This window comes from Salipiger bermudensis, assembly GCF_020171625.1.
In the GTDB taxonomy this organism is placed as follows: Bacteria; Pseudomonadota; Alphaproteobacteria; order Rhodobacterales; family Rhodobacteraceae; genus Salipiger; species Salipiger bermudensis_B.
Genome location: NZ_JAIUZY010000003.1, coordinates 595,172 through 619,374 on the forward strand (window position 1 = coordinate 595,172; position 24,203 = coordinate 619,374).

The 24,203-nt window shown below is 68.3% G+C and carries 16 protein-coding genes and 1 other RNA gene; 6 read left to right on the forward strand and 11 right to left on the reverse strand.

The genetic code is table 11. From position 1 onward, the window contains the following. Position 1 precedes the first annotated feature (1 nt). A complete protein-coding gene (locus LCM15_RS06375; RefSeq protein ID WP_224854450.1) occupies positions 2-472 on the reverse strand; it encodes an SRPBCC family protein in 471 nt (156 codons plus the stop codon). 50 nt (positions 473-522) lie between these two features. Then, positions 523-1,482 carry an NAD(+) diphosphatase gene (nudC, locus tag LCM15_RS06380; RefSeq protein ID WP_224854453.1) on the reverse strand — a complete coding sequence of 320 codons (960 nt, stop codon included), beginning with the start codon at positions 1,480-1,482 and terminating at the stop codon, positions 523-525. Between the two features lie 297 nt (positions 1,483-1,779). Here nudC and LCM15_RS06385 point away from each other — a divergent pair, with 297 nt between their 5' ends. After that, positions 1,780-3,756, forward strand: coding sequence for a bifunctional 2',3'-cyclic-nucleotide 2'-phosphodiesterase/3'-nucleotidase (locus LCM15_RS06385; protein WP_224854456.1), 1,977 nt, complete (start codon positions 1,780-1,782; stop codon positions 3,754-3,756). Between the two features lie 67 nt (positions 3,757-3,823). Continuing rightward, positions 3,824-3,922, forward strand: an RNA gene (gene ffs / locus LCM15_RS06390) — signal recognition particle sRNA small type. Positions 3,923-4,106: 184 nt separating this feature from the next. Here ffs and LCM15_RS06395 read toward each other — a convergent pair. Together LCM15_RS06395 and LCM15_RS06400 are read right to left on the reverse strand one after the other, a co-directional pair. Then, on the reverse strand, positions 4,107-4,613 hold the full coding sequence (locus tag LCM15_RS06395) for a protein-tyrosine phosphatase family protein (RefSeq protein WP_224854459.1): 507 nt from the start codon (positions 4,611-4,613) through the stop codon (positions 4,107-4,109). A gap of 2 nt (positions 4,614-4,615) precedes the next feature. After that, positions 4,616-5,449 (reverse strand): neutral zinc metallopeptidase, encoded by an 834-nt coding sequence (locus LCM15_RS06400; RefSeq protein WP_224854461.1) that lies wholly within the window; start codon positions 5,447-5,449, stop codon positions 4,616-4,618. Between the two features lie 169 nt (positions 5,450-5,618). Here LCM15_RS06400 and LCM15_RS06405 point away from each other — a divergent pair, with 169 nt between their 5' ends. Continuing rightward, on the forward strand, positions 5,619-7,391 hold the full coding sequence (locus LCM15_RS06405) for a DNA polymerase III subunit gamma/tau (protein WP_224854464.1): 1,773 nt from the start codon (positions 5,619-5,621) through the stop codon (positions 7,389-7,391). Positions 7,392-7,695: 304 nt separating this feature from the next. Here the strand turns inward: LCM15_RS06405 and LCM15_RS06410 are convergent, their stop codons facing one another. Further along, a complete protein-coding gene (locus LCM15_RS06410) occupies positions 7,696-8,601 on the reverse strand; it encodes an NAD-dependent epimerase/dehydratase family protein (protein WP_224854466.1) in 906 nt (301 codons plus the stop codon). A gap of 10 nt (positions 8,602-8,611) precedes the next feature. Next, a complete protein-coding gene (locus tag LCM15_RS06415) occupies positions 8,612-9,703 on the reverse strand; it encodes an NAD(P)/FAD-dependent oxidoreductase (protein ID WP_224854469.1) in 1,092 nt (363 codons plus the stop codon). A 251-nt stretch (positions 9,704-9,954) separates the two neighbouring features. Between LCM15_RS06415 and LCM15_RS06420 the strand changes: the two genes are divergently transcribed. Both LCM15_RS06420 and LCM15_RS06425 read left to right on the forward strand, forming a co-directional pair. After that, a complete protein-coding gene (locus LCM15_RS06420; RefSeq protein WP_224854472.1) occupies positions 9,955-11,766 on the forward strand; it encodes an autotransporter assembly complex protein TamA in 1,812 nt (603 codons plus the stop codon). After that, complete coding sequence (locus LCM15_RS06425; RefSeq protein WP_224854474.1) at positions 11,763-16,556, forward strand: translocation/assembly module TamB domain-containing protein; 4,794 nt, start codon at positions 11,763-11,765, stop codon at positions 16,554-16,556. Before LCM15_RS06420 ends, LCM15_RS06425 begins: the two co-directional genes overlap by 4 nt. 382 nt (positions 16,557-16,938) lie before the next feature. Here the strand turns inward: LCM15_RS06425 and LCM15_RS06430 are convergent, their stop codons facing one another. Next, positions 16,939-19,398, reverse strand: coding sequence for a hypothetical protein (locus LCM15_RS06430; RefSeq protein WP_224854477.1), 2,460 nt, complete (start codon positions 19,396-19,398; stop codon positions 16,939-16,941). Positions 19,399-19,401: 3 nt separating this feature from the next. Next, positions 19,402-20,238, reverse strand: a complete 837-nt coding sequence (kduI, locus tag LCM15_RS06435) for a 5-dehydro-4-deoxy-D-glucuronate isomerase (protein WP_224854480.1) — start codon at positions 20,236-20,238, stop codon at positions 19,402-19,404. A gap of 233 nt (positions 20,239-20,471) precedes the next feature. Between kduI and LCM15_RS06440 the strand changes: the two genes are divergently transcribed. After that, positions 20,472-21,488 carry a LacI family DNA-binding transcriptional regulator gene (locus tag LCM15_RS06440; protein ID WP_224854483.1) on the forward strand — a complete coding sequence of 339 codons (1,017 nt, stop codon included), beginning with the start codon at positions 20,472-20,474 and terminating at the stop codon, positions 21,486-21,488. A 4-nt stretch (positions 21,489-21,492) separates the two neighbouring features. Here the strand turns inward: LCM15_RS06440 and kduD are convergent, their stop codons facing one another. From kduD to LCM15_RS06455, 3 genes are read right to left on the reverse strand one after another with little or no spacing between them, the layout of a single operon-like run. Further along, positions 21,493-22,233 (reverse strand): 2-dehydro-3-deoxy-D-gluconate 5-dehydrogenase KduD, encoded by a 741-nt coding sequence (gene kduD, locus LCM15_RS06445; protein WP_224854486.1) that lies wholly within the window; start codon positions 22,231-22,233, stop codon positions 21,493-21,495. A gap of 19 nt (positions 22,234-22,252) precedes the next feature. Then, positions 22,253-23,575 (reverse strand): TRAP transporter large permease, encoded by a 1,323-nt coding sequence (locus LCM15_RS06450; protein WP_224854490.1) that lies wholly within the window; start codon positions 23,573-23,575, stop codon positions 22,253-22,255. Position 23,576: 1 nt separating this feature from the next. Beyond that, positions 23,577-24,077 carry a TRAP transporter small permease gene (locus LCM15_RS06455; RefSeq protein WP_224854493.1) on the reverse strand — a complete coding sequence of 167 codons (501 nt, stop codon included), beginning with the start codon at positions 24,075-24,077 and terminating at the stop codon, positions 23,577-23,579. Between the last annotated feature and the right edge of the window lie 126 nt (positions 24,078-24,203).

Consider the following 24,203-nt stretch of genomic DNA (forward strand, 5'->3'; position numbering starts at 1 on the left):
CTCAGGAGGCGCGCTTGAGACGGTCCTCGAGCGCCTTGGCGTACTCGGCCATCTTCACCCGGAAGCGCTTTTCGATGCCCGACTTGCCGAGCTTCATCGACTGCACCATCAGCCGCGCCGAGAGCGTCTTGGGCAGCAGTTCGATCTTCATCCCGACGCGCGTGCGGCTGCGCGACAAGGCCACGAAGTCGATCTGCGTCACGACCTCGAGCCCGCCGGACACCGCGCGATAGCTGAGCGCGTTAGGCGGATCGTACTCCGTCAGCGTGACATCGGCGGTGCGGGTCTTGCCGCGGAAGCCGAAGGTCGCCTGCCAGCTCATGCCCCGGGCCGTGCCGGCCCCGCCCTCGGAGGTGCGGCGGGCGTCGATGCCGCGGCGCATGACCTGACGCTCGATCTGATCGAAGTCGGTGGCCTGTGCAAAGACCTGCTCGAGCGGCGCCTCGATGTCCTCGCGGGTGGTGAATTCCATCTGCTCTCTGCCCCGTTCTGCCCGTGGGTGTGTTGGCGGTCAGTCTTGCCTCAATCCAGCCGGTCCGCAAGCCAGTTGCGCAGCAGGAAATTCGCGATAGAGCCGCGCCTTGCCGGCTGCAGGGCGGGGTTCGAGCCGTCGAAGGCGGCGGCCAGCTCCTCGCGGCTGACCCAGGCCGCGGTCTCGATCTCGCTGGGATCGATCTCGATCTCCTCGCTCTCGGCCTCGCCATGGCAGCCGATCATCAGCGAGGCCGGGAACGGCCAGGGCTGGCTGGCGAGGTAGCGCACCGCGCCCACCTTGATGCCGGCCTCCTCGACCACCTCGCGGCGCACCGCCGCCTCCAGCGTCTCTCCCGGCTCCACGAAGCCCGCGAGGCAGGAGAACATACCCTCCGGCCACCCCGGCGAGCGGCCCAGCAGGCAGGCATTGCCGCGGGTGATCAGCATGATCACCACCGGGTCGGTGCGCGGGAAATGGTGGGCGCCGCAGGACGGGCAGATGCGCTGCCAGCCGGCCATGAACACCTCGCTCGGCGTGCCGCAGCGGGCACAGAAGCCGTGGCTCTGGTGCCAGCCGAAGAGCGCGCGGGCGGTGGCGCCAAGCTCGGCGTCGCGCGGGGTGAGCTGGGTCAGCAGCGCCCGCAGCTCGACGAACTGCGCCCCCGGACAGGCCGGATGGGTCTGCTCGGTGCTGTCGAGGAAACCGCCCTCGCCGGGCGCCGCGCCCTCCGGCTCCCAGCCCGAGATGTCATGCGAGAAGATCGCGCCCTCCTCGTCCCGGCCAAGGAACAGCGGCTCCCCACGCGCCTCTGCCAGCACCGGGTGATCCAGCGGCAGGCGGCAAAGGCCGGCGCCGTCCTGACGCATCAGCACCTTGCCCCGCCAGATCAGGATCGTGCGCGCCCCGGGGGCCTGCATCAGCGCCGCCAGTGCCGGGATGTCGCCGCGCAGCTCCGCCGCCCGGTCGAGCCCGGATCCGCCGAATGTCACCTCTTCCGCATGTCTCATGGTCGCCCTGCCCCTGTCTTGCATCGCACCTGGCCCAGCCGGCCCATGGCGGGCCTGCCCGATCGGCCCCGGCCCTGACGGCCCGATGGCCCGCCCGTGGCACATCCGCGGCAACCGCCAGTCGGTGCACGGAATTCCATGACATGCCCGCCGCGACGTGGCAAACCTGTTTCCCGGGAGCGCTTCCCCAACGGAAGCCTCTTCCGAAGGTTGAGTCCGGGCGTTTTGTCTTCTCGTGTGATCTTGCTGTTGGAAAACTGGACTAAGAGCGAATCATCTATAAGCAGGAGAGCCCCAATGGCCCGTTTCCAACCTTCCGAACTCACCCGCCGTTCGTTCCTGGCGGGCACAGCCGCGGGCTCCGCCTTGATCGCACTGCACCCATATTCCGCCCGAGCCGCTGCCAATCAGGCGCATCTGCGGATCATGGAAACCACCGATCTGCACGTGCACGTGATGCCGTATGACTATTATTCCGACAAGCCGGTCGACACGGTCGGCCTGTCGCGCACCGCGACGCTGATCAACGGGGTGCGCGCCGAGGCGACCAACTCCATGCTGCTCGACAATGGCGACTTCCTGCAGGGCAACCCGATGGGCGATTACGTCGCCTACGAGCGCGGCATGAAGGAAGGCGACACCCACCCGGTGATCGACGCGATGAACGCCGTCGGCTTCGATGCCGCCACCATCGGCAATCACGAGTTCAACTACGGGCTCGACTTCCTGATGAAATCCACCGCCGGGGCGCAGTTCCCCGTGGTGCTGGCCAACGTCTCCAAGAGCCTCGGCGCCAACCCGCGCGAGGACGAGACGCTCTACAAGCCCTACGTCATCCTCGAGCGTCAGCTCACCGACGGGGCCGGCAACAGCCACCCGATCAGGGTCGGCGTGATCGGCTTCACCCCGCCGCAGGTGATGAACTGGGACCGCAAGCATCTCGAGGGCAACGTTCAGGCCCGCGACATCGTCGAGACCGCCCGCGCCTGGGTGCCGCAGATCGTCGAGGAAGGCGCCGATATCGTCATCGCGCTGAGCCATTCCGGTATCGGCTCGGCCAATCACGAGGACGGCATGGAGAACGCCTCGGTGCCGCTCGCGGGCGTGGACGGCATCGACGCGGTGATGACCGGGCACAGCCACCTCGTCTTCCCCTCGCCGACCTATGCCGATTTCGACGCCGTCGACGCCGCGGCCGGCACGATCCACGGCAAGCCCGCGGTGATGGGCGGGTTCTGGGGCTCGCATATGGGTCTCATCGACCTGCTGCTCGAGCGCGACGGCGCGGGCTGGCGCGTGGTCTCGGCGACCACCGAGGCGCGGCCCATCGCCGAACGCAACGAGGACCGCTCGGTCACCGCGCTGGTCGAGGATGCGCCCGAGGTCGTGGCCTCGGTCGAACAGGCGCATGACGAGACGCTGGCCTATGTGCGCCGCGCCGTCGGCAAGACCTCGGCGCCGCTCTACAGCTATTTCGCGCTGGTGGCGGACGACCCGTCCGTACAGATCGTGTCGAACGCACAGACCTGGTATATCGAGCAGATGCTCAAGGGGACCGAGCACGAGGGGCTGCCGATCCTCTCGGCGGCAGCGCCGTTCAAGGCCGGCGGCCGCGGCGGGCCGGAGTATTACACCGACGTGCCCGCGGGCGACATCGCGATCAAGAACGTCGCCGACCTCTACCTCTACCCCAACACCGTGCGCGCGGTGAAGGTGACCGGCGCCCAGCTCAAGGACTGGCTCGAGCGCTCGGCGGGGATGTTCAACCGGATCGAGCCCGGCGCGCAGGACGCGCCCCTGCTGAACCCCGATTTCCCGAGCTACAATTTCGACGTGATCGACGGGGTGAGCTACCGGATCGACCTGTCGCAGCCCTCGAAATTCGATTCTGATGGCGCGGTCGTGGCCCCCGAGGCCAACCGCATCACCGACCTGACCTCCGACGGCGCGCCGGTGACCGAGGACATGGAGTTCGTCATCGCCACCAACAACTACCGCGCCTCCGGCGGCGGCAGCTTCCCCGGCACCGGCGACACCATCATCTTCGAGGGCCCCGACACCAACCGCGACGTCATCGTGCGCTACATCGTCGAGCAGGGCACCATCAACCCGAACGCCGACGGCAACTGGTCCTTCGCCCCCCTGCCCGACACCACCGTGCTGTTCGAGACCGGCCCCGCCGCGCGCGGCTATGTCGACAGCGTGCCGGGGCTGAGCCTCGAGGATGCCGGCGACACCGAGGCGGGCTTCGCGCGGTTCCGCATCACGCTGTGAGCACCGCCCCGGCTCGTCTTTGCGGGCCGGGGTTGCGAATCCGTCGCGAACCCCCTAGATGACCCCTTGAGAGGTTGGCGCGGGCAGGCGCCTCGCCAACCCGGTCAGGTCCGGAAGGAAGCAGCCGTAACGAGCCCCGCTTGGGTCGTTGTCCAGCCTCTCACTTCAGCTCCCTCGGCAGAATTATGTCGCGTGTCCGGATGGGGCACGTCGCCCTTGCGTGCGGTGCAGCCGATTGCTTCAGACAGAGACGATAGCATCGTGCGGCGTGGACCGCTCTCGAGGCGCATGACTTGCGCCCACCGGTGCCGCCAGGTGCAAGAAAATTCGCCGAATTTTCTTGGCCCAGCTCAGTCGCCATGCCTGTGGAACACCGCCGCGTCCCGCTCGGCGGCCATCGCCCAGCGCATCTGCGCCTTGGTCTCGATCGCGCAGGGCCGAACGTGCCGCAGCCGCGACAGCGCCTCGTCCGGGGCCTCGCCCGCCTCGATCATCAGCCGCAAGGCCACCATGCCCGAGCGCCCGCAGCCGCCACGGCAGTGCACCAGAACCCGACCGCCGCCGCGCAGCGCGTGTCGCGCCGCGACACTGACCTCGGGCCAGCGCTTTTCGAAAGCCGCGCAGGGCACACCGAAATCCACGATCGGCAGATGCTCCCAGCGCGCCCCGTGATCGGCGATGAAACGGCCGACGGAGCCCGCGCCCACGGCCTCGAACTCGGCGCTGCTGACCAGCGACAGGACCAGAGAGGGCCGCCAGTCGGCCACGTGCTGCAGGTCCCCGACGAGATCTCCCTCAGCCCCGGGCAGGGGCGAGATTGCGAGAATTCCGTCCAGAACCCGAAGCGCGTGCAGCATGGTCAGAGGCTCGATGCGTTGAACGTGTCACATGCTCCGATGCTGCCCGATTCGTAGCCGCTTGCGAACCAGCTTTCGCGCTGTTCGGACGTGCCATGCGTGAAGGTATGCGGCTGCGGCACCCGGCCGGCGCTGCGTTGCAAATGGTCGTCGCCGATCATCCGCGCCGCGTTCAGCGCCTCGGCGACGTCGCCCGGCTCGAGCAGGCCGTCGACATGGCGGGCCCAGACCCCGGCCAGGCAATCGGCCTGCAGCTCGAGACGGACGGTGAGCGCATTGGCCTGCGTCTCGCTCGCCCGCTGGCGCGCCGCGTTGACCTGATCGAGGATGCCGAGCTCGTTCTGCACGTGGTGCGCCACTTCGTGGGCGATCACGTAGGCGGCGGCGAAATCGCCCTTCGCGCCCAGCCGCTGCGCCAGCGTGGCGAAGAAGGCGGTGTCGAGATAGGCCTTCTCGTCGAGCGGGCAGTAGAACGGCCCCGTCGCGCCGCTGGCGCCCCCGCAGGGCGACGAGGTCGTGCCCGAGAACAGCACCAGCACCGGCGGTTCGTAGGCGGTGCCGACCTCGCGCGGGAAGATCTCGCCCCAGACCTCTTCGGTGGTGGCCAGCACCTGCGAGGAAAACTCTGCCGCCGCCTCTTCCTGCGGAGAGATCTCGCGCTGGGTGCTGCTCTGCGTGCTGCCCTCGAGGAACGGGGTCACGTCGATCCCGGTGAAATAGCCGATCGCCAGCACCAGCAGCAGGCCCGCGCCGCCGAGACCGCCGACCGCGATGCCGCCGCCCCTGCCCCGCCGATCCTCGATATTGCTGCTGCGTCTGATACCTCTGAGCCGCATGGGCAGATCCTCCGAGTGGCGCGGCGCGACCATCACGCCATCGTGAGCCAACATCGCCTAACGCCGTGAGCGGTGGTTTGGTTCAGCCCGCTTTTCCGCGCCGGGGCAGGTTTACCTTGGAAGGCCGCGCGCGTACCTTGAGCGCGTCCCGTCACCCGGAAGGCCCCCGATGTCCGAGCACTCGCCCAAGTACCAGGTTCTCGCCCGCAAGTACCGCCCCGAGACCTTTGCCGATCTCGTCGGTCAGGACGCGATGGTGCGCACGCTCAAGAACGCCTTCAAGGCCGGTCGCATCGCGCAGGCCTTCATCATGACCGGCATCCGCGGCACCGGTAAGACCACCACCGCCCGGATCATCGCCAAGGGCATGAACTGCATCGGCCCCGATGGCGAGGGCGGCCCCACCACCGAGCCCTGTGGCGAATGCGAGCACTGCCGCGCGATCATGGAAGGCCGCCATGTCGACGTGATCGAGATGGACGCCGCCTCGAACACCGGCGTCGGCGACATCCGCGAGATCATCGACAGCGTGCATTACCGGGCGGCCTCGGCGCGCTACAAGATCTACATCATCGACGAGGTGCACATGCTCTCGAACAGCGCGTTCAACGCGCTGCTCAAGACGCTGGAAGAGCCGCCGGAGCATGTGAAGTTCATCTTCGCCACGACCGAGATCCGCAAGGTTCCGGTGACGGTGCTGTCGCGCTGCCAGCGCTTCGATTTGCGCCGCATCGAGCCCGAGGTGATGATTTCGCTGCTGCGCAGGATCGCCACCGCCGAACAGGCCGAGATCACCGACGACGCGCTGGCGCTGGTGACCCGCGCCGCCGAGGGCTCGGCGCGCGATGCCACCTCGCTGCTCGATCAGGCGATCAGTCACGGCGCCGGCGAGACCACCGCCGAGCAGGTCCGCGCCATGCTGGGCCTTGCCGACCGTGGCCGGGTGATGGATCTGTTCGAAAAGATCATGTACGGCGATGCGCCCGGCGCGCTGACCGAGCTGTCGCAGCAATATGCCGACGGCGCCGATCCGCTGGCGGTGCTGCGCGACCTGGCCGAGATCACCCACTGGACGTCGGTGGTGAAGATCACCCCGGAGGCCGCCGAGGACCCGACGATCTCGCCCGACGAGCGCGCCCGCGGCGAGACCATGGCCGCCAATCTCGGGATGCGGGCGCTGACCCGCATGTGGCAGATGCTGCTCAAGGCGCTCGACGAGGTGGCACAGGCCCCCAACGCGATGATGGCCGCCGAGATGGCGGTGATCCGGCTGACCCACGTGGCCGAGCTGCCCTCGCCCGAAGAGCTGCTCCGCAAGCTGCAGGACACGCCCCCGCCGCCCGCACCGGGCCCCGGGGGTGGTGGCGGTGGCTATGCCCATGCCCCGGCCGGCGGCGGCGCACAGGCGCAGACCGGCGGCCACGTGCAGCCGACCCACCCCGCCCCCTCAGGGCCGGTCGCCACGCAGGGCAACGCCGTGCTGGCGGTGGCCGCCGATCACGCGCTGGCCCGCTTTCCGACTTTCGAGCACGTGGTCGAGCTGATCCGCGCCAATCGCGACATGACGCTCTTGATGGAGGTCGAGCGCTGCGTGCGCCTTGCCGCCTACCAGCCCGGCCGGATCGAGTTCACCCCGACCGACAAGGCCCGCGGCGATCTCGCCCAGCGCCTCGGCAGCGCGCTGCAACGCTGGACCGGCAACCGCTGGGGCGTGTCTCTGGTCAATGGCTGCGACAGCGCGACGATCTGGGAGCAGACCCACGCCGCCGAGCTGGCGATGAAGGCCGAGGCAGCGGAGCACCCGCTGATCCAGGCCGCGCTCGCGATCTTCCCCAAGGCCGAGATCGTCGAGATCCGTACCCCGGAGGAGGCCGCGATGGAGGCCACTGCCGAGGCGCTGCCCGAGGTCGAGGACGAGTGGGATCCGTTCGAGGAGGAATGACCCGCCGGGGCAAATCCGCCCGTCATAGGGCCCGGCTGCGTCGCTGCGCCATCACCTGCCCGCGGGATGGTGAACCGAGCAGTGAGCCTCTCGTTTTATCGCGGTCACGTCCGAAAGATCTCGACACAGCGCGCTTGCGTCACCAAATCACCAGCCCGTCGGGGCGGGCAGGTGATGGCGCGGCGGCGCGTGCCGCGCCTTAATTCCGCGCTGTTAGCCTCTATCCGAGGAAGATGGACTTGCGGAGGCCAATCCGATCGCCGCGGCCGCGCGGGCCGCGCCTTGGTTCCGCGCGAGGCGGGGCTCAGCCGCCCATCACCTCGACCGTGCGGCGCAACCCCTCCTCGATCCCGAGCGCGGGCGTCCAGCCCAGCAGCCGCTCTGCGCGTGAGATATCGAGCACGCTCGATTTCAGCTCGCTCTCCAGCGGCGCGCGCTCGAGCGTCAGCGGCCGTCCGGTGACCTGCTGCACCAGCGCCACCAGATCCGCCAGCGAGGTGCCCTGCCCGGTGCCGATGTTCAGTGTCGTCACCCGCTCGGGCAGGTCCGCCGCGCAGGTCCGCGCCACGGCGGCGCAGAAATCCGACACATGGATGTAGTCGCGCAGGCTCTGCCCCGTGCCGAAGACCTTGAACGGCCGGCCCGTCGCCAGCGCATCGAGCAGGATCGTCACCACGCCATAGCTCGGCCCCGCCAGCGGCGAGCCATAGGCATTGGCCAGCCGCAGGATGGTGAGCCGGAACCCGGACCGGTTGGCAAGCATGACCAGCGCTTGCTCCACCGCCATCTTCTGCAACGCGTAGAAGGACTTGGGGTTGAGCGGCGCGTCTTCCGGGATCGGCAGCGCATCGGTGTCGCCATAGACCCCGGCGGAGGAGACATAGACCATGTGCCCGCGCCAGCCGCGCGCCAGCAAGGCCTCGACGAAGCGGGCCTGCGGCTCGATCTCGCGGCGGCTGAGCTCGGCGTAGCTGTCGAACGGCACCCGCGGGCTGGCGAGCCCGGCGCAGTGCACGATGGTCGCCTCGGTGTCGCGCTCCGGCAGCCAGCCGGGCGAGAGCACGTCGGCGGTCGAGATCTGCGGCAGGCCCGTCGCCTGCCGCGGCAGGGCGCGCCGGGCGACCCCGGTCGCATCATGGCCCGAGGCCCGCAGGTGGTAGAGGATCTCGCAGCCCAAAACGCCGGAACTGCCGGTGACGTAAATGCGCATCCCCGCCCCCTCAGTCAAACCGCGCCGGCGACAGCGCGCCGAGGCTTGCATCGTCGATCGGGGCCGCGCGCCCGGCGATGAGCGCCGCCGTCACCCCGGCCAAAGCGGGGGCGGTCTGGATGCCGTGCCCACCCTGCCCGGCGAGCCAGAAGAACCCCTCTGCCGCGCCATCGAAGCCGCAGACCGGGGTCTTGTCCGGCGCGAAGCTGCGCAGCCCGGCCCAGCTCGAGACCATGCGCGTCACCGGCACCGTCACCGCGCGCTCGTAGCGGTCCAGTCCCTCGGCCAGCACCATGTCGTCGGGCCAGGCGTCCTGCGGCGGAACGGGGTCGGCATCGGCGGGGCTCACCATGAGCTGCCCGCCCATCGGCTTGGCGTACCAGGTCTCGGCGATCGAGCCGAAAAGCGGCCAGTCGCCGACCTCGTGGCCCTCGGGCGCCGGCAGGACCGCCGCCGAGCGCCGGCACGGCTGGATCGGGATCGGCTGGGCGCCAGCCATGCGGGCGATCTCGCCCGCCCAGGCACCGGCGGCGTTGACCACCACCGGCGCGGCGTGGGTCTCGCCCCCCGCCACGATCTGCCAAAGCCCCGCCTCGCGGCTCAGCGCCGAGACCGGCGCATCGCAACGCAGCTGGCCGCCCCGCGCCCGGAACTGGCGCAGGTAGCCTTGCAGCATCGCGTCGACATCGATGTCGCGGGCCTCGGGCTCGAGAACCGCGGCGGCGAAATGGCCGGGTCTGAGGATCGGCACGAGGCGCTCGGCCTCGGCGGCGCTCAACCGGTCGAGCCCGGCGCTGCCGGCGGCATAGTCCTCGAGCAGGTCGAGCTCTTCGCCGGTTGCGAGCAGCAGTTCGCCGCGCGGCGTCAGCAGCGGCGCCTCGACATCGATGTCGGGGGCCTCGAAGAAACCCGCGGCACGGTCGTTCAGCGCCCTGAGCGCGGCGTTGCCGTAGTTGCGGATGTAGATCGCCGCGGAACGCGCGGTGGAATGCCGCCCCGTCCCCGGCTCGGCCTCGAGCAGCAGCACCTCGGCGTCCGCAGCAAGCGCCGCCGCGGCGCTCACCCCGGCCATTCCGCCGCCGATCACGATGATGTCGGGCATGTCGTCTCCTTCACGTTCCGCCGCGCCGCGCTAGATGGCGCCAAACCGGGATAGACAGCCCAAGGGGACGGGGCAAGCGATGCAGACGAGACACAACAGCCCGACGATTCAACGGGTGGCTGAAACGTGAACCGCGGGACGAGGGCCGCGATGATATTGCCTTCCCTAGCGTCCACGATTGCACTGGGTTACGGTGGGCTGATCTCGCCCACAGGGCGACCTGCCCCGTGGCCCGAGAAAGGAATGTTTCAGTGACCATCCGGCGTCTTGCTGCCGCCTCCGGCACCGCCCTCTGCCTCGCCTCCGGCCCCGTCGCGGCGCTCGATGACGTTCGTTTCACGAGCCCGGCCATGTCCGACGACCTGGGCGCGCAAATTCGCAACAACTCTGCGCTGGCCGCCGCCGAGGCCGAGTCCGAAGACGGCCGGATCTCGGGACAGGACGTGCTCGCCGCGGCGCTTTCGGATTACGGCATCCTGCTCGAGACGCTCTATGCCAATGGCTACTACGGCGGCGTGATCAGCATCCTGATCGACGGTCGCGAGGCGTCGGAAATCCCGCTTCTCAGCACACCCGAAAACGTCGGCACGGTCACAGTTCGGATCGACACCGGCCCCTCCTTCAAGTTTGGCCGGACCGAGCTGACCCCGCTGGCGCCCGAAACCGTGCTGCCAGAGGGCTTCGCACGTGGCAAGACCGCTCGCGCCTCGGTGGTGGGCGATGCCGCTGACGCCGGCGTCGACGGCTGGCGCGATATTGGCCACGCCAAGGCCGAGATCACCGGCCAGCAGGTCACCGCCGATCACCGCAGCAACGAGCTCGACGTGGCGATGCGCATCACGCCCGGCCCGCAGCTGCGCTTCGGCAAGCTCGATACCGACGGCTCGAGCGCCGTGCGCAGCGCGGCGCAGCGCCGCATCGCCGGCCTGCCCACCGGAGAGAGGTTCGACCCGGACGAGGTTCAGGAGGTCACCAACCGTCTCACCCGCACCGGCACCTTTTCCAGCGTCACCGTGCGCGAGGCGGAGCAGCCGAACGCGGACGGCACGCTCGACATCATCGTCGACCTGGTCGACAACAAACCCCGCCGCTTCGGCTTCGGCGCCGAGGTCTCGTCGCTCGAGGGGCTGAGCCTCACCGCCTTCTGGCTGCATCGCAACCTCTGGGGCGGCGCCGAGCGGCTGCGCATCGACGCAGAGGTCAGCGATATCGGCGCCTCCGGCAGCGACGCGCTCGATGCCAGCCTGACCGCGCGGCTCGAAGTTCCGGCCGCCATCGCCGAGCTCGGCCCCAAGACCGATGCGTTCTTCGAGGCATCGATCGGGGCGCTGAACGAGCCGACCTACTCGGCCGATACCGCCCAGCTGACCGCCGGTCTCACCCGCCGCTTCAACGACGATCTGAGCGGCGAGATCGGTGTCGGGCTGCTCTATTCCCAGACCGAAGACGATCTTGGCGAGCGCGAGTTCCTGCTGTTCACGTTGCCGCTCTCGCTGACATGGGACAAGCGCGACGTTGACCTTGACCCGACCTCGGGCTGGTATCTCGATACCGAGCTGACACCGTTCTTCGATCTCGACGGCGACGGCCACGGTGCGCGGCTCTACTCCGACCTGCGCGGCTATTACGGTTTCGGCGAAAGCAAGAGCACCGTGCTCGCCGGCAGGCTTCAGCTCGGCTCGGTGGTTGGCTCCGAGCTTGAGGACACGCAGCCCGAGTTCCTGTTCTATTCCGGCGGCGCCGGCACCGTGCGCGGCCAGCCCTACCAGTCGCTCAACGTCGAATTCGACGGCAACGAGATCGGCGGCCGCAGCTTCCTCGGCCTGTCCACCGAACTGCGGCAGGACATCAACGAGACGTGGGGCGTGGTCGCCTTCGCAGACGCGGGCTACATCAGCGAAGCCAGCACCCCCGGCACCGAGGGCGACTGGCACGCGGGCGCCGGCCTCGGCGTGCGCTACTCAACCCCGATCGGTCCGCTCAGGTTCGACGTCGCCGGCCCGGTCTCGGGCGACACAAGCGAAGGGGTACAGGTTTACATTGGCATAGGTCAGGCATTTTGAAACGGTTTCTCCTCCTCCTCTCCCTGCTTCTCGGACTGTCCCTGCCCGCGATGGCGCAGGAGGAAGACGAGGGCACCCGGCTTGAACGCCTGATCGAGAACGCGCTCTCGGGCGAAGGGATGGACGTGACGGTGCGCGGCTTACGCGGCGCGCTGAGCTCGGAGGCCACCATGGAGCGCCTCACCATTGCCGACGAACAGGGCATCTGGCTGACGCTGGAGAATGCCACGCTTGACTGGAGCCGCCTTGCGCTGCTTCGCGGAAGGCTTCAGGTCGACGAGTTGAGCGCCGAGCGGCTGGAACTGGCCCGCCTGCCCGCCTCCGGCTCGTCCGCGCCCGCCCCCGAGGCCAGCGGTGGTAGCTTTGCGCTGCCTGACCTGCCGGTCTCGGTGAACGTGGGCCGCTTCGCCATCGACACGGTCGAGCTTGGCGCGCCGGTGATCGGCGAGGATGTCACGCTCAATATCGAGGGCACCGCCCAGCTCGCCGATGGCGAGGGCAATGTCGAGCTTGCCGTGGTGCGTGCGAACGGCCCCACCGACGCGCTGACCTTCACCGGCAGCTACGCCAACGACACCCGGGAACTGCTGGTCGATCTCGTGCTCGAGGAAGGCTCCGGCGGCCTGCTGACCACCCGGATGGGCCTGCCCGGCGCGCCGCCGATCCGCCTTGCGGTGCAGGGCGAAGGCGTGGTCGACGATTTCACCGCCGATCTCACGCTCGCCACCGATGGCGAGGACCGCTTCGCCGGTCAGATCACGCTGGAGGGCATCGAGGATCAGGGCCATCGCTTCGCGGCCGATCTCGAGGGTGACCTGCGGCCGCTGCTGCCGCAGGAGCAGCGCGCCTTCCTCGGGGACAACCAGCTTCTGCGCACCCGCGGCATCCTCGAGACCGGCGGCGCGCTCGAGCTCGAGGAGCTGACGCTCGAGACCGCCGCGATGTCGCTCGCCGGCGAGGCCCGCATCGGTGCCGAAGGCTGGCCTGAGCGGCTGCGCCTGTCGGGGCGCATCGCCTCCGAGGATGGCAGCCCGGTGCAACTCGCCTTCGCGCAGGACGGAACGCTTGTCGAGCAGGCGACTCTGTCGCTGTTCTTCGACGCCTCACAAGGCGACGAGTTCAGCCTCGAACTGGCACTGCAGGGGCTCGACCGCCCCGAGATGTCGCTGCAGAGCGCCCAGCTTACCGGCACCGGCATCATCGCCAAGAACGACACCAGCAGCCTGCCCGGCGCGGTGCGCGGACAGCTCGACCTCGATGTGGCGGGGCTGGCCTTCTCGGATGCCTCGCTGGCCGAGGCCACCGGTGACGCGATGACCGGCGCGCTGCAGTTCGACTGGCAGCAGGGCTCGCCCTTCGAGATCACCGGCATCGACCTGAACGGCGCCGGCATCGACGTGCAGGGCGAGATGCTGTTCTCGGGCCTGACCGAGGGCGCCGACCCCACCATCGAGCCCGACCTGCAGATCCGCGCCGAGGACCTTGCCCGGTTCTCGGGTCTTGCCGGGCGCGAGCTCGGCGGCGATGCCGATGTGCGTGTCTCCGGCCGGGCCGAGCCGATCTCGGGCCGCTTCGACATCACCGTGGCGGGCAACGCCACCGATCTCGCCGCCGGTATTCCGCAGCTCGACAGCCTTCTGGCCGGCGACCTGACGCTCGATGCAACCGCGGCACGGACCGAGCTGGGCACGTTCCTGCGCAACCTCGATCTCGACGGGCCGGGCATCGTCGTCACCGCCGATGCGCAGCTCCAGACCGGCGCCAGCAGTGGCAAGTTCGACCTGACCCTGCCCGACCTGTCACTGGTCGATCCCGCGATGAGCGGCGAGGCCACGCTGACCGGCACCCTCGACGAGGGCGAAAACGCCTACGCGCTCGACCTCGTCGCCTCCGGCCCCGGCAACACCCAGTTCGACGGCGTCGTCACCGCCGGCAAGGGCGAAGACGGCGGCATCGTGTCGGTGGGCTTCACCGGCGATGCCTCGGCCGCCGATCTCGCGGCCTTCGCCGCCATCGCAGGCCGCCCGCTTGCCGGCGCCGCGAGCTTTCAGGGCACCGGCAGCTACATCCTCGAGACCGGGTATTTCGACGCCGACGGCACGCTGCAGACCCGCGAAGTCGAGATCGGAATCGACGCGGTCGACGGCCTGCTCGAAGGCACCACCGACGCCGAGGTCAACGTGACCCGCGATGCGGATGGCATCACCATCCGCCGCGCCGAAGTCGACGGGCCGGGCATCGAGATGACCGCCAGCGGCACGCTGCTCGAGGCCGGCAGTTCGGCGAGCTTCGACATCACCCTGCCCGATCTGACCCGGCTGCGCGCCGAGGGGCTCTCGGGTCGCGCCATCCTGCGCGGCACGCTCGAGGAAAGCGCCGAGGCCTATCTTCTGAACCTCGCCGCCACCGGCCCCGCACAGACCAGCATCGACGGCGAGGTGACCGCAACCAAGGCCGAAGATGGCGGCATCGCGACGGTCGGCTTCGACGGCACGGCGGCGGGCGGCGATCTCTCGGCCTTTGCCGATCTCGCGGGCCGCGAACTCGACGGCGCCTTCAGCTTCGACGGCGAAGGCGCCTATGCGCTCGAGACCGGCTATTTCGACGCCGACGGCACGCTCGAGACCACCAATCTGGCGATCGGCATCCAGCAGGTCGACGGCCTTCTGCGCGGCACCACCCGCACCGAGATCGACGTGTCGCGCGATGCCGAGGGCATCACCATCCGGCGCGCCGATGTCGACGGCCCCGGCATCCAGCTCACCGCCGATGGCCGACTCGTGGGGGACGGCAGCACCGCCACCTTCAACCTCACCCTGCCCGACCTGAGCCCCGTCGCGCCCGGCATGTCCGGCAGCGTCTCGGTCTCGGGCGAGCTGCAGGAAAGCGCCGAGGCCTATACGCTCGACTTCACCGCCAGCGGCCCCGGGCAGACGCAGGCCGGCGGCATCGTCACCGCGCGCAAGACCGACGAGGGCCAGATCGGCACCGTGGGCTTCGACGGCACCGCCTCGGTGGGGTCGCTGGCCGCCTATGCGCCGCTGACTGGCCAGAACCTGCGCGGCGGGGTGAGCTTCGACGGCGAAGGCAGCTACACGCTGACCACCGGCGCCTTCAGCGCCGACGGCACGCTCAACACCCGCAACCTCGCCACGGGCATCGAGATCGTCGACAAGCTTGCCGGCGGCAGCGGCAGCGCCGTGGTCTCTGCCCGGCGCGACGACGCGGGCAACATCACGGTCGAAGAGCTCGATGTGACCACCTCGCAGATCACCGCCACGATGAACGGCACGCTGAGCCAGTCCGGCGCCAGCGCGCTGCGCTTCGACGTGGCGCTCAACAATCTGGGCGTGATCGTGCCGCAGCTTCCGGGTCGCGCCACCGCGACCGGGACCATCGGCGGCAATGGCAACGGGCCATGGCAGGTCGACACCCGGATCAACGCCCCGGGCGGCACACAGGCGACGGTCTCGGGCACGCTGGCGCAGAGCTTCGACAGCGCCAACCTGTCCATCGACGGCAACGCGCCGCTGGCGCTGGTGAACCAGATCGCCGAGCCCAACCTGCTCTCGGGCATGGCGCGGCTGAACCTGCGCCTGAACGGACCCCTCGCGCCGGCCTCGCTGTCGGGTACGGTGACGGTCAACGGTGCCGAGGTGGTGCTGCCGGGGCCGGGGATTTCGATCAACGGCATCAATCTCACCGCCAATCTCGGCGGCGGGCAGGCCCGGCTCGACGTCAACGGCCAGCTCTCGACCGGCGGGCGTCTCGAGACCACCGGCACCATCGGGCTCAATACGCCCTACACCGCCGATCTGGTGGTCAGGATGCGCGACCTGCTGCTCGAGGATCGCCGTCTCTATCAGGCGACCACCAGCGGGCGTGTCACCGTTCAGGGCCCCCTGCTCACCGGGCCGACCATCGCGGGCCGGATCGACATCGAAAAGGCCGAGCTGCGCATCCCCGAGACCGGCCTCGGGCCGGGCAGCCGCAGCTTCACCCTGACCCATCTGGCCGAGCCGCCCGCGGTGCGCGCGACCCGCGCCCGCGCCGGACTGATCGAGACCCCGAGCGCCAGAAGCGGCCCGGCCTACACCCTGCCGCTCGATCTCGACATCCGCGCGCCCTCGCGCATCTTCGTGCGCGGCCGCGGCCTTGATGCCGAGCTTGGCGGCCGGGTGCGGATCACCGGCACCTCGCAGGACATCGTGCCGGTGGGCCGCTTCGACCTGATCCGGGGCCGGCTCGACATCCTCGGCCAGCGCCTGACGCTCGACACCGCGATCCTGCGCCTGACCGGCGACTTCGTCCCGACCATCGAGGTCGAGGCGACCGCCGAACGTGACGGCACCGTGGTCACCGTGACGATCGAGGGCGAGGCGACGGAGCCCGAGGTGACCTTCAGCTCGACCCCCTCGCGGCCCGAGGAAGAGGTGCTCGCGCTGCTGCTCTTCGGGCGCGACGTGACCGAGCTTTCCGCGCTGCAGGCGCTGCGCATCGCCGCGGCGGTGAACACGCTTGCCGGCAAGGGCGGCGAAGGCATCGTCGGCAATCTGCGCCGGGGCTTCGGGCTGGATGATTTCGACGTCACCACGGACGCCGAGGGCAATGCCGGGCTGCGCTTTGGCAAGTACCTCAGCGAAGAGCTCTACACCGACGTGGAGGTCGATTCAGGTGGCGAGACGGCGATCAACCTGAACTACCAGATCAATCGCAACGTCAAGGCCCGCGCCAGGGCCGATACGGGCGGCGACAGCGGTATCGGGATCTATTTCGAAAAAGACTACTGACCTTTCGGAGCGGGCCTTCGGGCCCGCTCTGGTGCAAGGGCCGGATGTGCCAAGCGGAGCGACTGGAGCGCGCTGTGCAGCGCTGTGCAGCGCCATGCCCCTTGCTCGCCCGTGCGGCCTGATCGCCACCGTCGCGTCGAAGAACGCGTGTGGGGAGCCTGACTCCCATATGGTGAGGCTGTTCGCCCGAGCACGACTCCACATTGCCCAGCGGCGCCAGCCCTTCAGCGCATATAATGTGCGGCGCACCGGATTTCGGTTTGGAAAATGAGAAAGCCCGCTGCGCAATGCAGCGGGCTTTTCCGGTGTCGCTTGCCACAGACGCGATCCGCAGCAAGCGATGATGTGCGAAGGCCGCGGCCTTCCCTCGGGCGCCTGCCCGTCAGAGCGGGATTTCGCTCCGGTTGCCTTCGAGGGTCCAGGTCATCGGGTCGAGCGTCCGGCCCTCGGCGATCACCTTGCCATCGCGACGGAACTGCACCGTGCCATAGGTCGCATCCTCGACCACCAGGCTGCCGTCCGTAGTTTCGGCCACCTCGAGACGATGCTGCGCAGAGAACCCGGCCAGGTCGTCGGTCTTGCCCAGCCGGACGATCCAGATGCCCTGGCGCCCCGCCAGACGCAGCTCGTGGCCCGCAGACCCGCCTTCGGACATGAGCTGCAACGGACCGGATGCCTGGATAAGCATCGCGCCCCGCCCGCTTCTGGCCGAGGCCCGGTTCCCGTCGACGCTCCAGTCATCGAAGACAGGCGTCGGGAACCACGCGTGCGTGAAGTTCGGCTGCGGCGCTACGCCATCGAAGCGCACGACGGCCAGATCCCGATACTGCTGCACCCGCGGCACGCTCGCCGAGCCGCCCCAGAACGACGGTCGTCCGAAGCCGGACTGAACGATCTCGCCCGGATGGTTGATGAACAGGCTGGCCGACGCTTCCCGCCCGATCCGCGCCTGGATCAGGGTTTCCTGATAGCCCCAATCCTGCCAGCGGTAGAGCGCGGCGCTCCCCAACGCGGTTTCCGAGGTCTTGTAGTGGTAGAGCTTGCAGAAGGCGTTTTCGCCCTGCCAGAACGTCCACTCCTGCGCCGTGTCCTCGCGCTCCCAGTTGGCGATCTCGGCGAGGTCGGGCATCTCGAGCCCGTGATCCCGCAGCGCGAGCGCCAGCTGCGCAAGGCAGTTCACGTGCGCGCCGTACTGCCCCTGCCCCCAGAGAAGCCGTGCCAGCCCCGTCAGCTCGAGCGTGTCGGCGACGCAGAGCGAATGCTCGTAGCTGCGCCCCTGCGCCCCGGTGATCACGCCGTGATGCGCGGAATGCGCCACCATGGTGATCAGCCGGACGATCGCGGCACCCGCGCGCTGGCGGATCTCCGCATCCGGAGCCAGCGCGAACAGCGCCGTCATGCCCTTGAGGTCGATCGGGAAGTAGGTCGCCGAATTGAACTCGGCCATCTCGGCCTTTTCGAAGTGATCGAACCACTCCGTCAGCCGCTCAAAGCCGACACGGCTCTGCTCACGTCCTGAGCGGCCCGACCGGCGGAACTGCGCGTCGGGCAGGAGGTTGCCGGCCAGATAGGCCGAGGTGTGGAACAGAAGCGCGTGGTTTTCGGAGAAATACCACTGAACGTCGTTTCCGGGCTCGTCCATCCAGAAGCGGAAGTCGAGGGTCGCGGCGTCGATCCGCTCCACCAGCGCGGCGGGCAGCCGGTCGGCGTAGACGATCCGCGTCCAGAGCAGCGGCACGAGCGCGAAGTCGGCACAGTCGAAGCAGCGCTCGATGCCGGGCAGATTGGTCGTAATGATCTGCTCCGCGCGGGTCAGCGCCTCGGCGTCGCCCACCGCAGCACAGGCCAGCGCCGTCTCGGTGTCGGTCTCGCCATGGCGCGCGATCCAGTTCAGCGCCTCGGCGATGCGGTCCTGCGCGCCTGCGGGTGCGGCCCCGGTCTCGCTGCGCCAGGTGACCTCGGCGCCGAGACGCGCCTGCGCCGTGAAGCTGCCACAGGACAGCGCGAAGTCGAAATACCGGTAGTCTGCCGGGAAGTCCGAGGACGACGCGATCCGGACTTGCGTTGCTCCTTCCGGGATCTCGACATCGACGTCATGGTGGTCATGCGACATGAAGTGCCCCGCGACCCGGACGCGACCCCGAACCCCTTCGGGGAACGGCACCGGCAGTTGCAGGTGGATGTCCTGCCCGTCGTAGAGTTTCCTGTCGAGATGCATGGCCTCGAGCGCCGCCTCGACGCCGGCCACCAGATCATCCGAGGCCGGGAAGGTGTGACTGGCTTGCGCCGCCGGACCGTCCAGCCACGTGAGGGCGATCCGGATGACCGCATCGCGCTCCGCGAGGTCTTCGAACTGCACCGCGATCTCGTTGTGGCCTTCGGTCAGTTCGGCGTCGAACTCGACCTCGTCCATGGCGTTGCGGGTGGCCGGCGAGATCCACGCCACGGCCCGTCCGTTGACGAAGGCGCGTGCGGCACCACAAATGCCGAGGCGAAGACGGGCAAAGCCGCCTTGCTCTGCCTTGACGGCTGTCCGCGCCCAGCCCCGGACCTTGGTGGCCCGGAACCAGAAGCCCGAGAGATCGACGAAGGGCGAGCCGAAGGGCAGCACGTTGCGCGCCTCTGCCCAGTCGGGAAGATCCTCCGCCGCCAGCTCCTTGCCGCGGCGCTCTTCGATATAGGCGGTGCGGCAGGGATAGGTGTGCGGGATGAAGTTCTTGTCCTTGGTCAGGAAGAAGGTGGAATCCATCTCCCCTTCCATGGGCGTGTCCGCGACGTTGTATTCGGCTTCATCAAGCCGGGTCACCTGCCAGTAGGGGATCGGGGCTCCGGTGGTCAGCATGGCTCAGCGCAGCTCCGAGATCTGGACCGGGTCGACGTCGGTATAGGCCTGGTTCTCGCCCGTCATGCCCCAGACGAAGCCGTAGGGTCCGGTGCCGGCGCCCATGTGGATGGACCATGCCGGCGACAGCACGATGTCGCCGTCGCCCACCACCAGATGGCGGGTGTTGTCCGGACGGCCCATGAAGTGCATGACCCGATCCTCGGACGACATGTCGAAGTAGCAATAGGCTTCCATGCGACGCTCGTGCAGGTGCGGCGGCATGGTGTTCCAGAGCGAGCCCTTGGCCGGGTCGGTGATGCCCATCAGCAGCAGGCAGGACGGCGACACCTCGGGGTGGATGTACATCGCCAGCGAGCGGACGTTGCCCTTCTCGGCCTCGCCCAGGTTCAGCACCTTGGCCTCGGACCGGGTGATCAGGCGGGTCGGAATGTCGGCCCCTGCCGGCACCGAGTTCATGTAGAACCAGGGCGGGGTCTGGGCGTCGTCGCTGCCCATGGTCACGGTCTTGGTGCCGCGCCCGATATAGAGCACATCGCGGTTGGCGAGCGCATAGCGGGTGCCGTCGACCTCGATCCAGCCGGCCCCACCGAGGTTGGCGACGCCCATCTCGCGGGCCTCGAAGAACGTCTCGGTTCCGACGTCCTCACCGCCGCCGAACGACAGCGGAGCGTCCGTGGGCACGGCGCCGCCGACGATCATGCGGTCGAAATGGGTGTAGGCGAACCCGATCTTGCCGGGGGCGAACATCCCTTCGACCATGAAGTTGTCGCGCAGGCGATCGGTGTTCATCGCGTCGATCTGATCCGGGCCAGCCCCGTATTTTTGCAGCATTCCCATGGAAAGACTCCTTCCGACGTTCAGGCGCGCGGGCACCGGCCCGCGACGTTGCGTTCGAGGAGGGACAGCGACAGGTCGGCCAATGCCGGACGCGACGCGTCATCCTCCCGTAAGCGCGTCCTCCCGCGCTTTCAGTCCCGAGCCTTCCCACTAGGAAAACGTTTGTGCAATATGTAAATCTATTGCACAGTGGATCGCACATTCAGCATGTTTCCAACAGCGAGGCGCCCCTCATGGCAGGCCCCAGCCGCCCCCGGATCAGCGATATTGCACGCAAGCTCGGGGTCTCCACAGCGACCGTCTCACGCGCCCTGAGCGGCAATGGCTACGTGCGGGAAGCCCTCGCGGCAAAGATCCGCTCGACGGCGATCGAGATGAACTATGCGCTGCCCGGCATGGCGCCGGGTAAGAAGGCGCTGCTGGTCTCGTCGCAAGAGGCGATGATCGATTTCAAGCGCAGCCAATTCACCATGTACGTGCTGGAAGGCCTGCAGGAGCGCGCCGACGCGCAGGACATCGTCCTCGAGACCCACATCTACCAGGGCGACAGGGCGATGGAGCAGTTGCGCGTCGCCGCCGCGTCCGACGAGGTCATCGGACTCTTGCTGGTGTCGGTGGACGATGCCGTGCTCGACTTCGTGCGCGGCCTCAACATTCCCGCGGTTCTGGTCAACGGCGACGATCCGGAAATGTGCCTGAGCTCCGTGACGCCCTGCAACCGCTCGGCCGCGACGCTGGCGACCCGCCATCTGGTGCGGCTCGGGCACGCGCGCATCGCCTTTCTCAGCCGACCGGGGCGGCGCACCATCACGCGGCGTCTCGAAGGCTGGCGCGATGCGCTCGGCGCGCGGGCGGAGCGGGCTCTGGAGCTGGACGTGGAAGACTGGACCGCCGAAGCCGCGGCGGCCCGGATCGATCAGGCTTTCCGCGCGGGTCAGGAGTTCACGGCGATCGTCGCGGCGGCGGATATCCTCGCCGCGGGGGCCATTCAGGCGCTGCAGACCCGCGGACTGAGGGTTCCCGACGATATCTCCGTGGTTGGCATCGATGGTCTGCCGCAGGGGCAGTACATGTCGCCCGCCCTGACATCGGTGCGCATCCCGATGCAGGCCGTGGGCAGCCTGTCGCTCGATCTTCTGGTGGAAACGGTGAAGCTGCGCGCGGCGGGCGTTCCCATGCCGTCCCGGAGAATCGAGCTGGCCTGCGAACTGCTCCACCGCGCGAGCGCCGGGCCCGCTGCCGAGCGCTGAGACCTCAGCGCGCCAGCCAGCCCCCGTCGACGTTCAGCACCGCGCCCGAGACGTAATCGCTTGCCGGTGCGGCAAGGAACACGGCGGTCTCGCCGATGTCTTCCGGACGGCCCCAGCGTCCCGCCGGAATACGCCCCAGAATCTCCTTGGAGCGCTCGGGATCCTCGCGCAGCGCCTCGGTGTTGTTGGTCGCGATGTAACCGGGGGCAATGGCGTTCACGTTGATGCCGCTCTTGGTCCATTCGTTCGCCAGCAGCTTGGTCATCCCGGCGACCCCGTGCTTGGAGGTCGTATAGGACGGCACGCGGATGCCGCCCTGAAACGACAGGAGCGAGGCGATGTTCACGATCTTGCCGGTGCCACCGCGGGCAAAGACCTCGCGGGCGAACGCTTGCGAGGTGAAGAAGACCGCCTTGGCGTTGACGTCCATGACATCGTCCCAATCGGCCTCGGTGAAATCGACCGCATCGGCCCGCCGGATGATCCCGGCGTTGTTGACGAGGATGTCGATCCCGGCCCCCTCGAAGAGGCCCACGCCCGCCATCGGATCGCTGAAGTCGACGAGCGTTTCCGTGGCCTGCCCTCCGGCGGTAGTGATCCTGTCGACGGTTTCGGCACAGCTGCGGCGGCCGACGCAGGTCACCGCAGCGCCCGCACGGGCAAGGGCGACGGCGATCGCCTGACCGATGCCGGTGTTGGCACCGGTGACCAGGGCGTGACGGTTATCGAGAGAAAAAGCAGACATCAGACGTCTCCCATCATGGTTACATGAGGCCGAGGAAGCGCGGGAGCGCCAGGGTGAACCACGGCACGTAGGTCACCAGCGCCAGCGCAAGGCTCGTGGCGAAGAAGAAGGGCAGGATCGGGCGGATCACCTGATCGATGCGGAGACCGGCCACGGCGCAGCCGACGAACAGCACGCTCCCGACCGGAGGCGTCATCGATCCCACCCCGAGGTTGAAGATCATCATGATCCCGAGATGGACGGGATGAATTCCGATTTCCTGAGCGATCGGCAGGAAGATCGGCGTGAAGATCAGGACGGCGGGCGTCAGGTCCATGAAGAACCCGATGATGAGCAGGCTGATGTTCATCACCAGCAGGATGACGATCGGGTTGTCGAACGACAGGATGCCCTCTGCGATGATGTCCGGGATGCCCGCGATCGTCATGACGTAGGACATGATGCCGGACGCCGCGATCAGGAACAGGATCGAGCAGCTCGTCACGGCGGACGAGACCAGGGCCTCGACATACTCGCGCCAGCTGGCCATCCGGTAGAGCAGCGACAGCAGGAACGAATAGAGCACCGCAACCGCCGCGCCTTCGGTCGCGGTAAAGGCGCCGATGGCGATGCCGCCGATGACCACGACCACCATCAGCAGCGACGGCAGAGCCGCCCAGAAGGTGCGCAGCGCTTCACCGAAGCTCGTGCTGGCCTCGCTGCGGTAGCCGCGGCGCCACGCGATGACGGTGATGACACTCATCACCGACAGACCCATCAGCAGGCCGGGCCCGTAGCCCCCGATGAACAGCGCCGAGATCGACGTGCCACCGGACACCAGCGAGAACAGGATCAGCGGCCCCGAGGGCGGGATCAGGATGCCGGTGGGGGCCGAGGCAATGTTGACCGCGGCGGAGAACCGGCGATCATAGCCCTCCTTGGCCTGCAGCGGACCCATCACGCCGCCAACCGCCGCAGCCGCGGCGATGGACGAGCCCGAGATCGACCCGAACAGCATGTTGGCGATGACATTGGTGTGCGCGAGCGCCCCCGGCATACGCCCCCCCACCAGCTTGGCGAGGTTGATGAGGCGAATGGCGATGCCGCCCTTGTTCATGATGTTGCCGGCCAGAACGAAGAACGGGATGGCCAGCAGCGTGAAGCTGTCGATCCCGGAGAACATCTTCTGCGCCCCGACGAAGAAGATCACGTCGGTCGGCAGGTAGACCATGCCGACCAGCAGGGACGAGACCCCGATCGCGATCGAGATCGGGGTGCCAAGCGCCAGAAGCCCGAAGAACAGCGCGAAGAGCGAGACCGCCGCCCCGGCAGGGTCGAGCATGTAGTCGATCAGGAAATCCATGTCAGACGGCCTCCTCGGGCAGCTCGACCGGGCTTATGCGGCCGGTCGCGATCAGGATCGTATTGATCGCCTGCAGTGCAATGATCAGCCCAGCGGAGACCGGAACTGCGAGATAGATCAGGCCCATCGAGAGCTGCATGATCGGAGAGAGCTGGGACATCGCCGACTGGCTGGCGTGCCAGCCCCCCATCAGCATGACGAACCCGGCAAATGCGATCGTCACCAGCCCGTTGAACACGCCGAGCGTCTTCTGCGCCCAGGGCGGGCTGATATGGACCAGAAGCTCGAGAGACAGGTGCTTGCGGGTCCCGAAGCAGTAGGCCGTACCGAGCAGCGCCATCCAGATCATCGAGAACCGCAGGGTTTCTTCGGTGAACAGGGCCGGTGTCGCCAGCACGTAGCGCGTGAACACCTGCCACAGCATCAGGCAGACCATGATGACCAGCAGGGCGCAGATCAGGACCAGAAGCGCGCGCTCCAGTCCCTTTTTGAATAAAAGCATGTGTTTGGCTCCTCTCCGGCGGGCCTTGGGGCACAGGTCTCCTCCCGCACCCTCCCGCGGTGCGGCCCCGGCGCGACCTTGGGATGTGAAAACCGTGCGTGCAACATGAAAAATTATTCCATACTG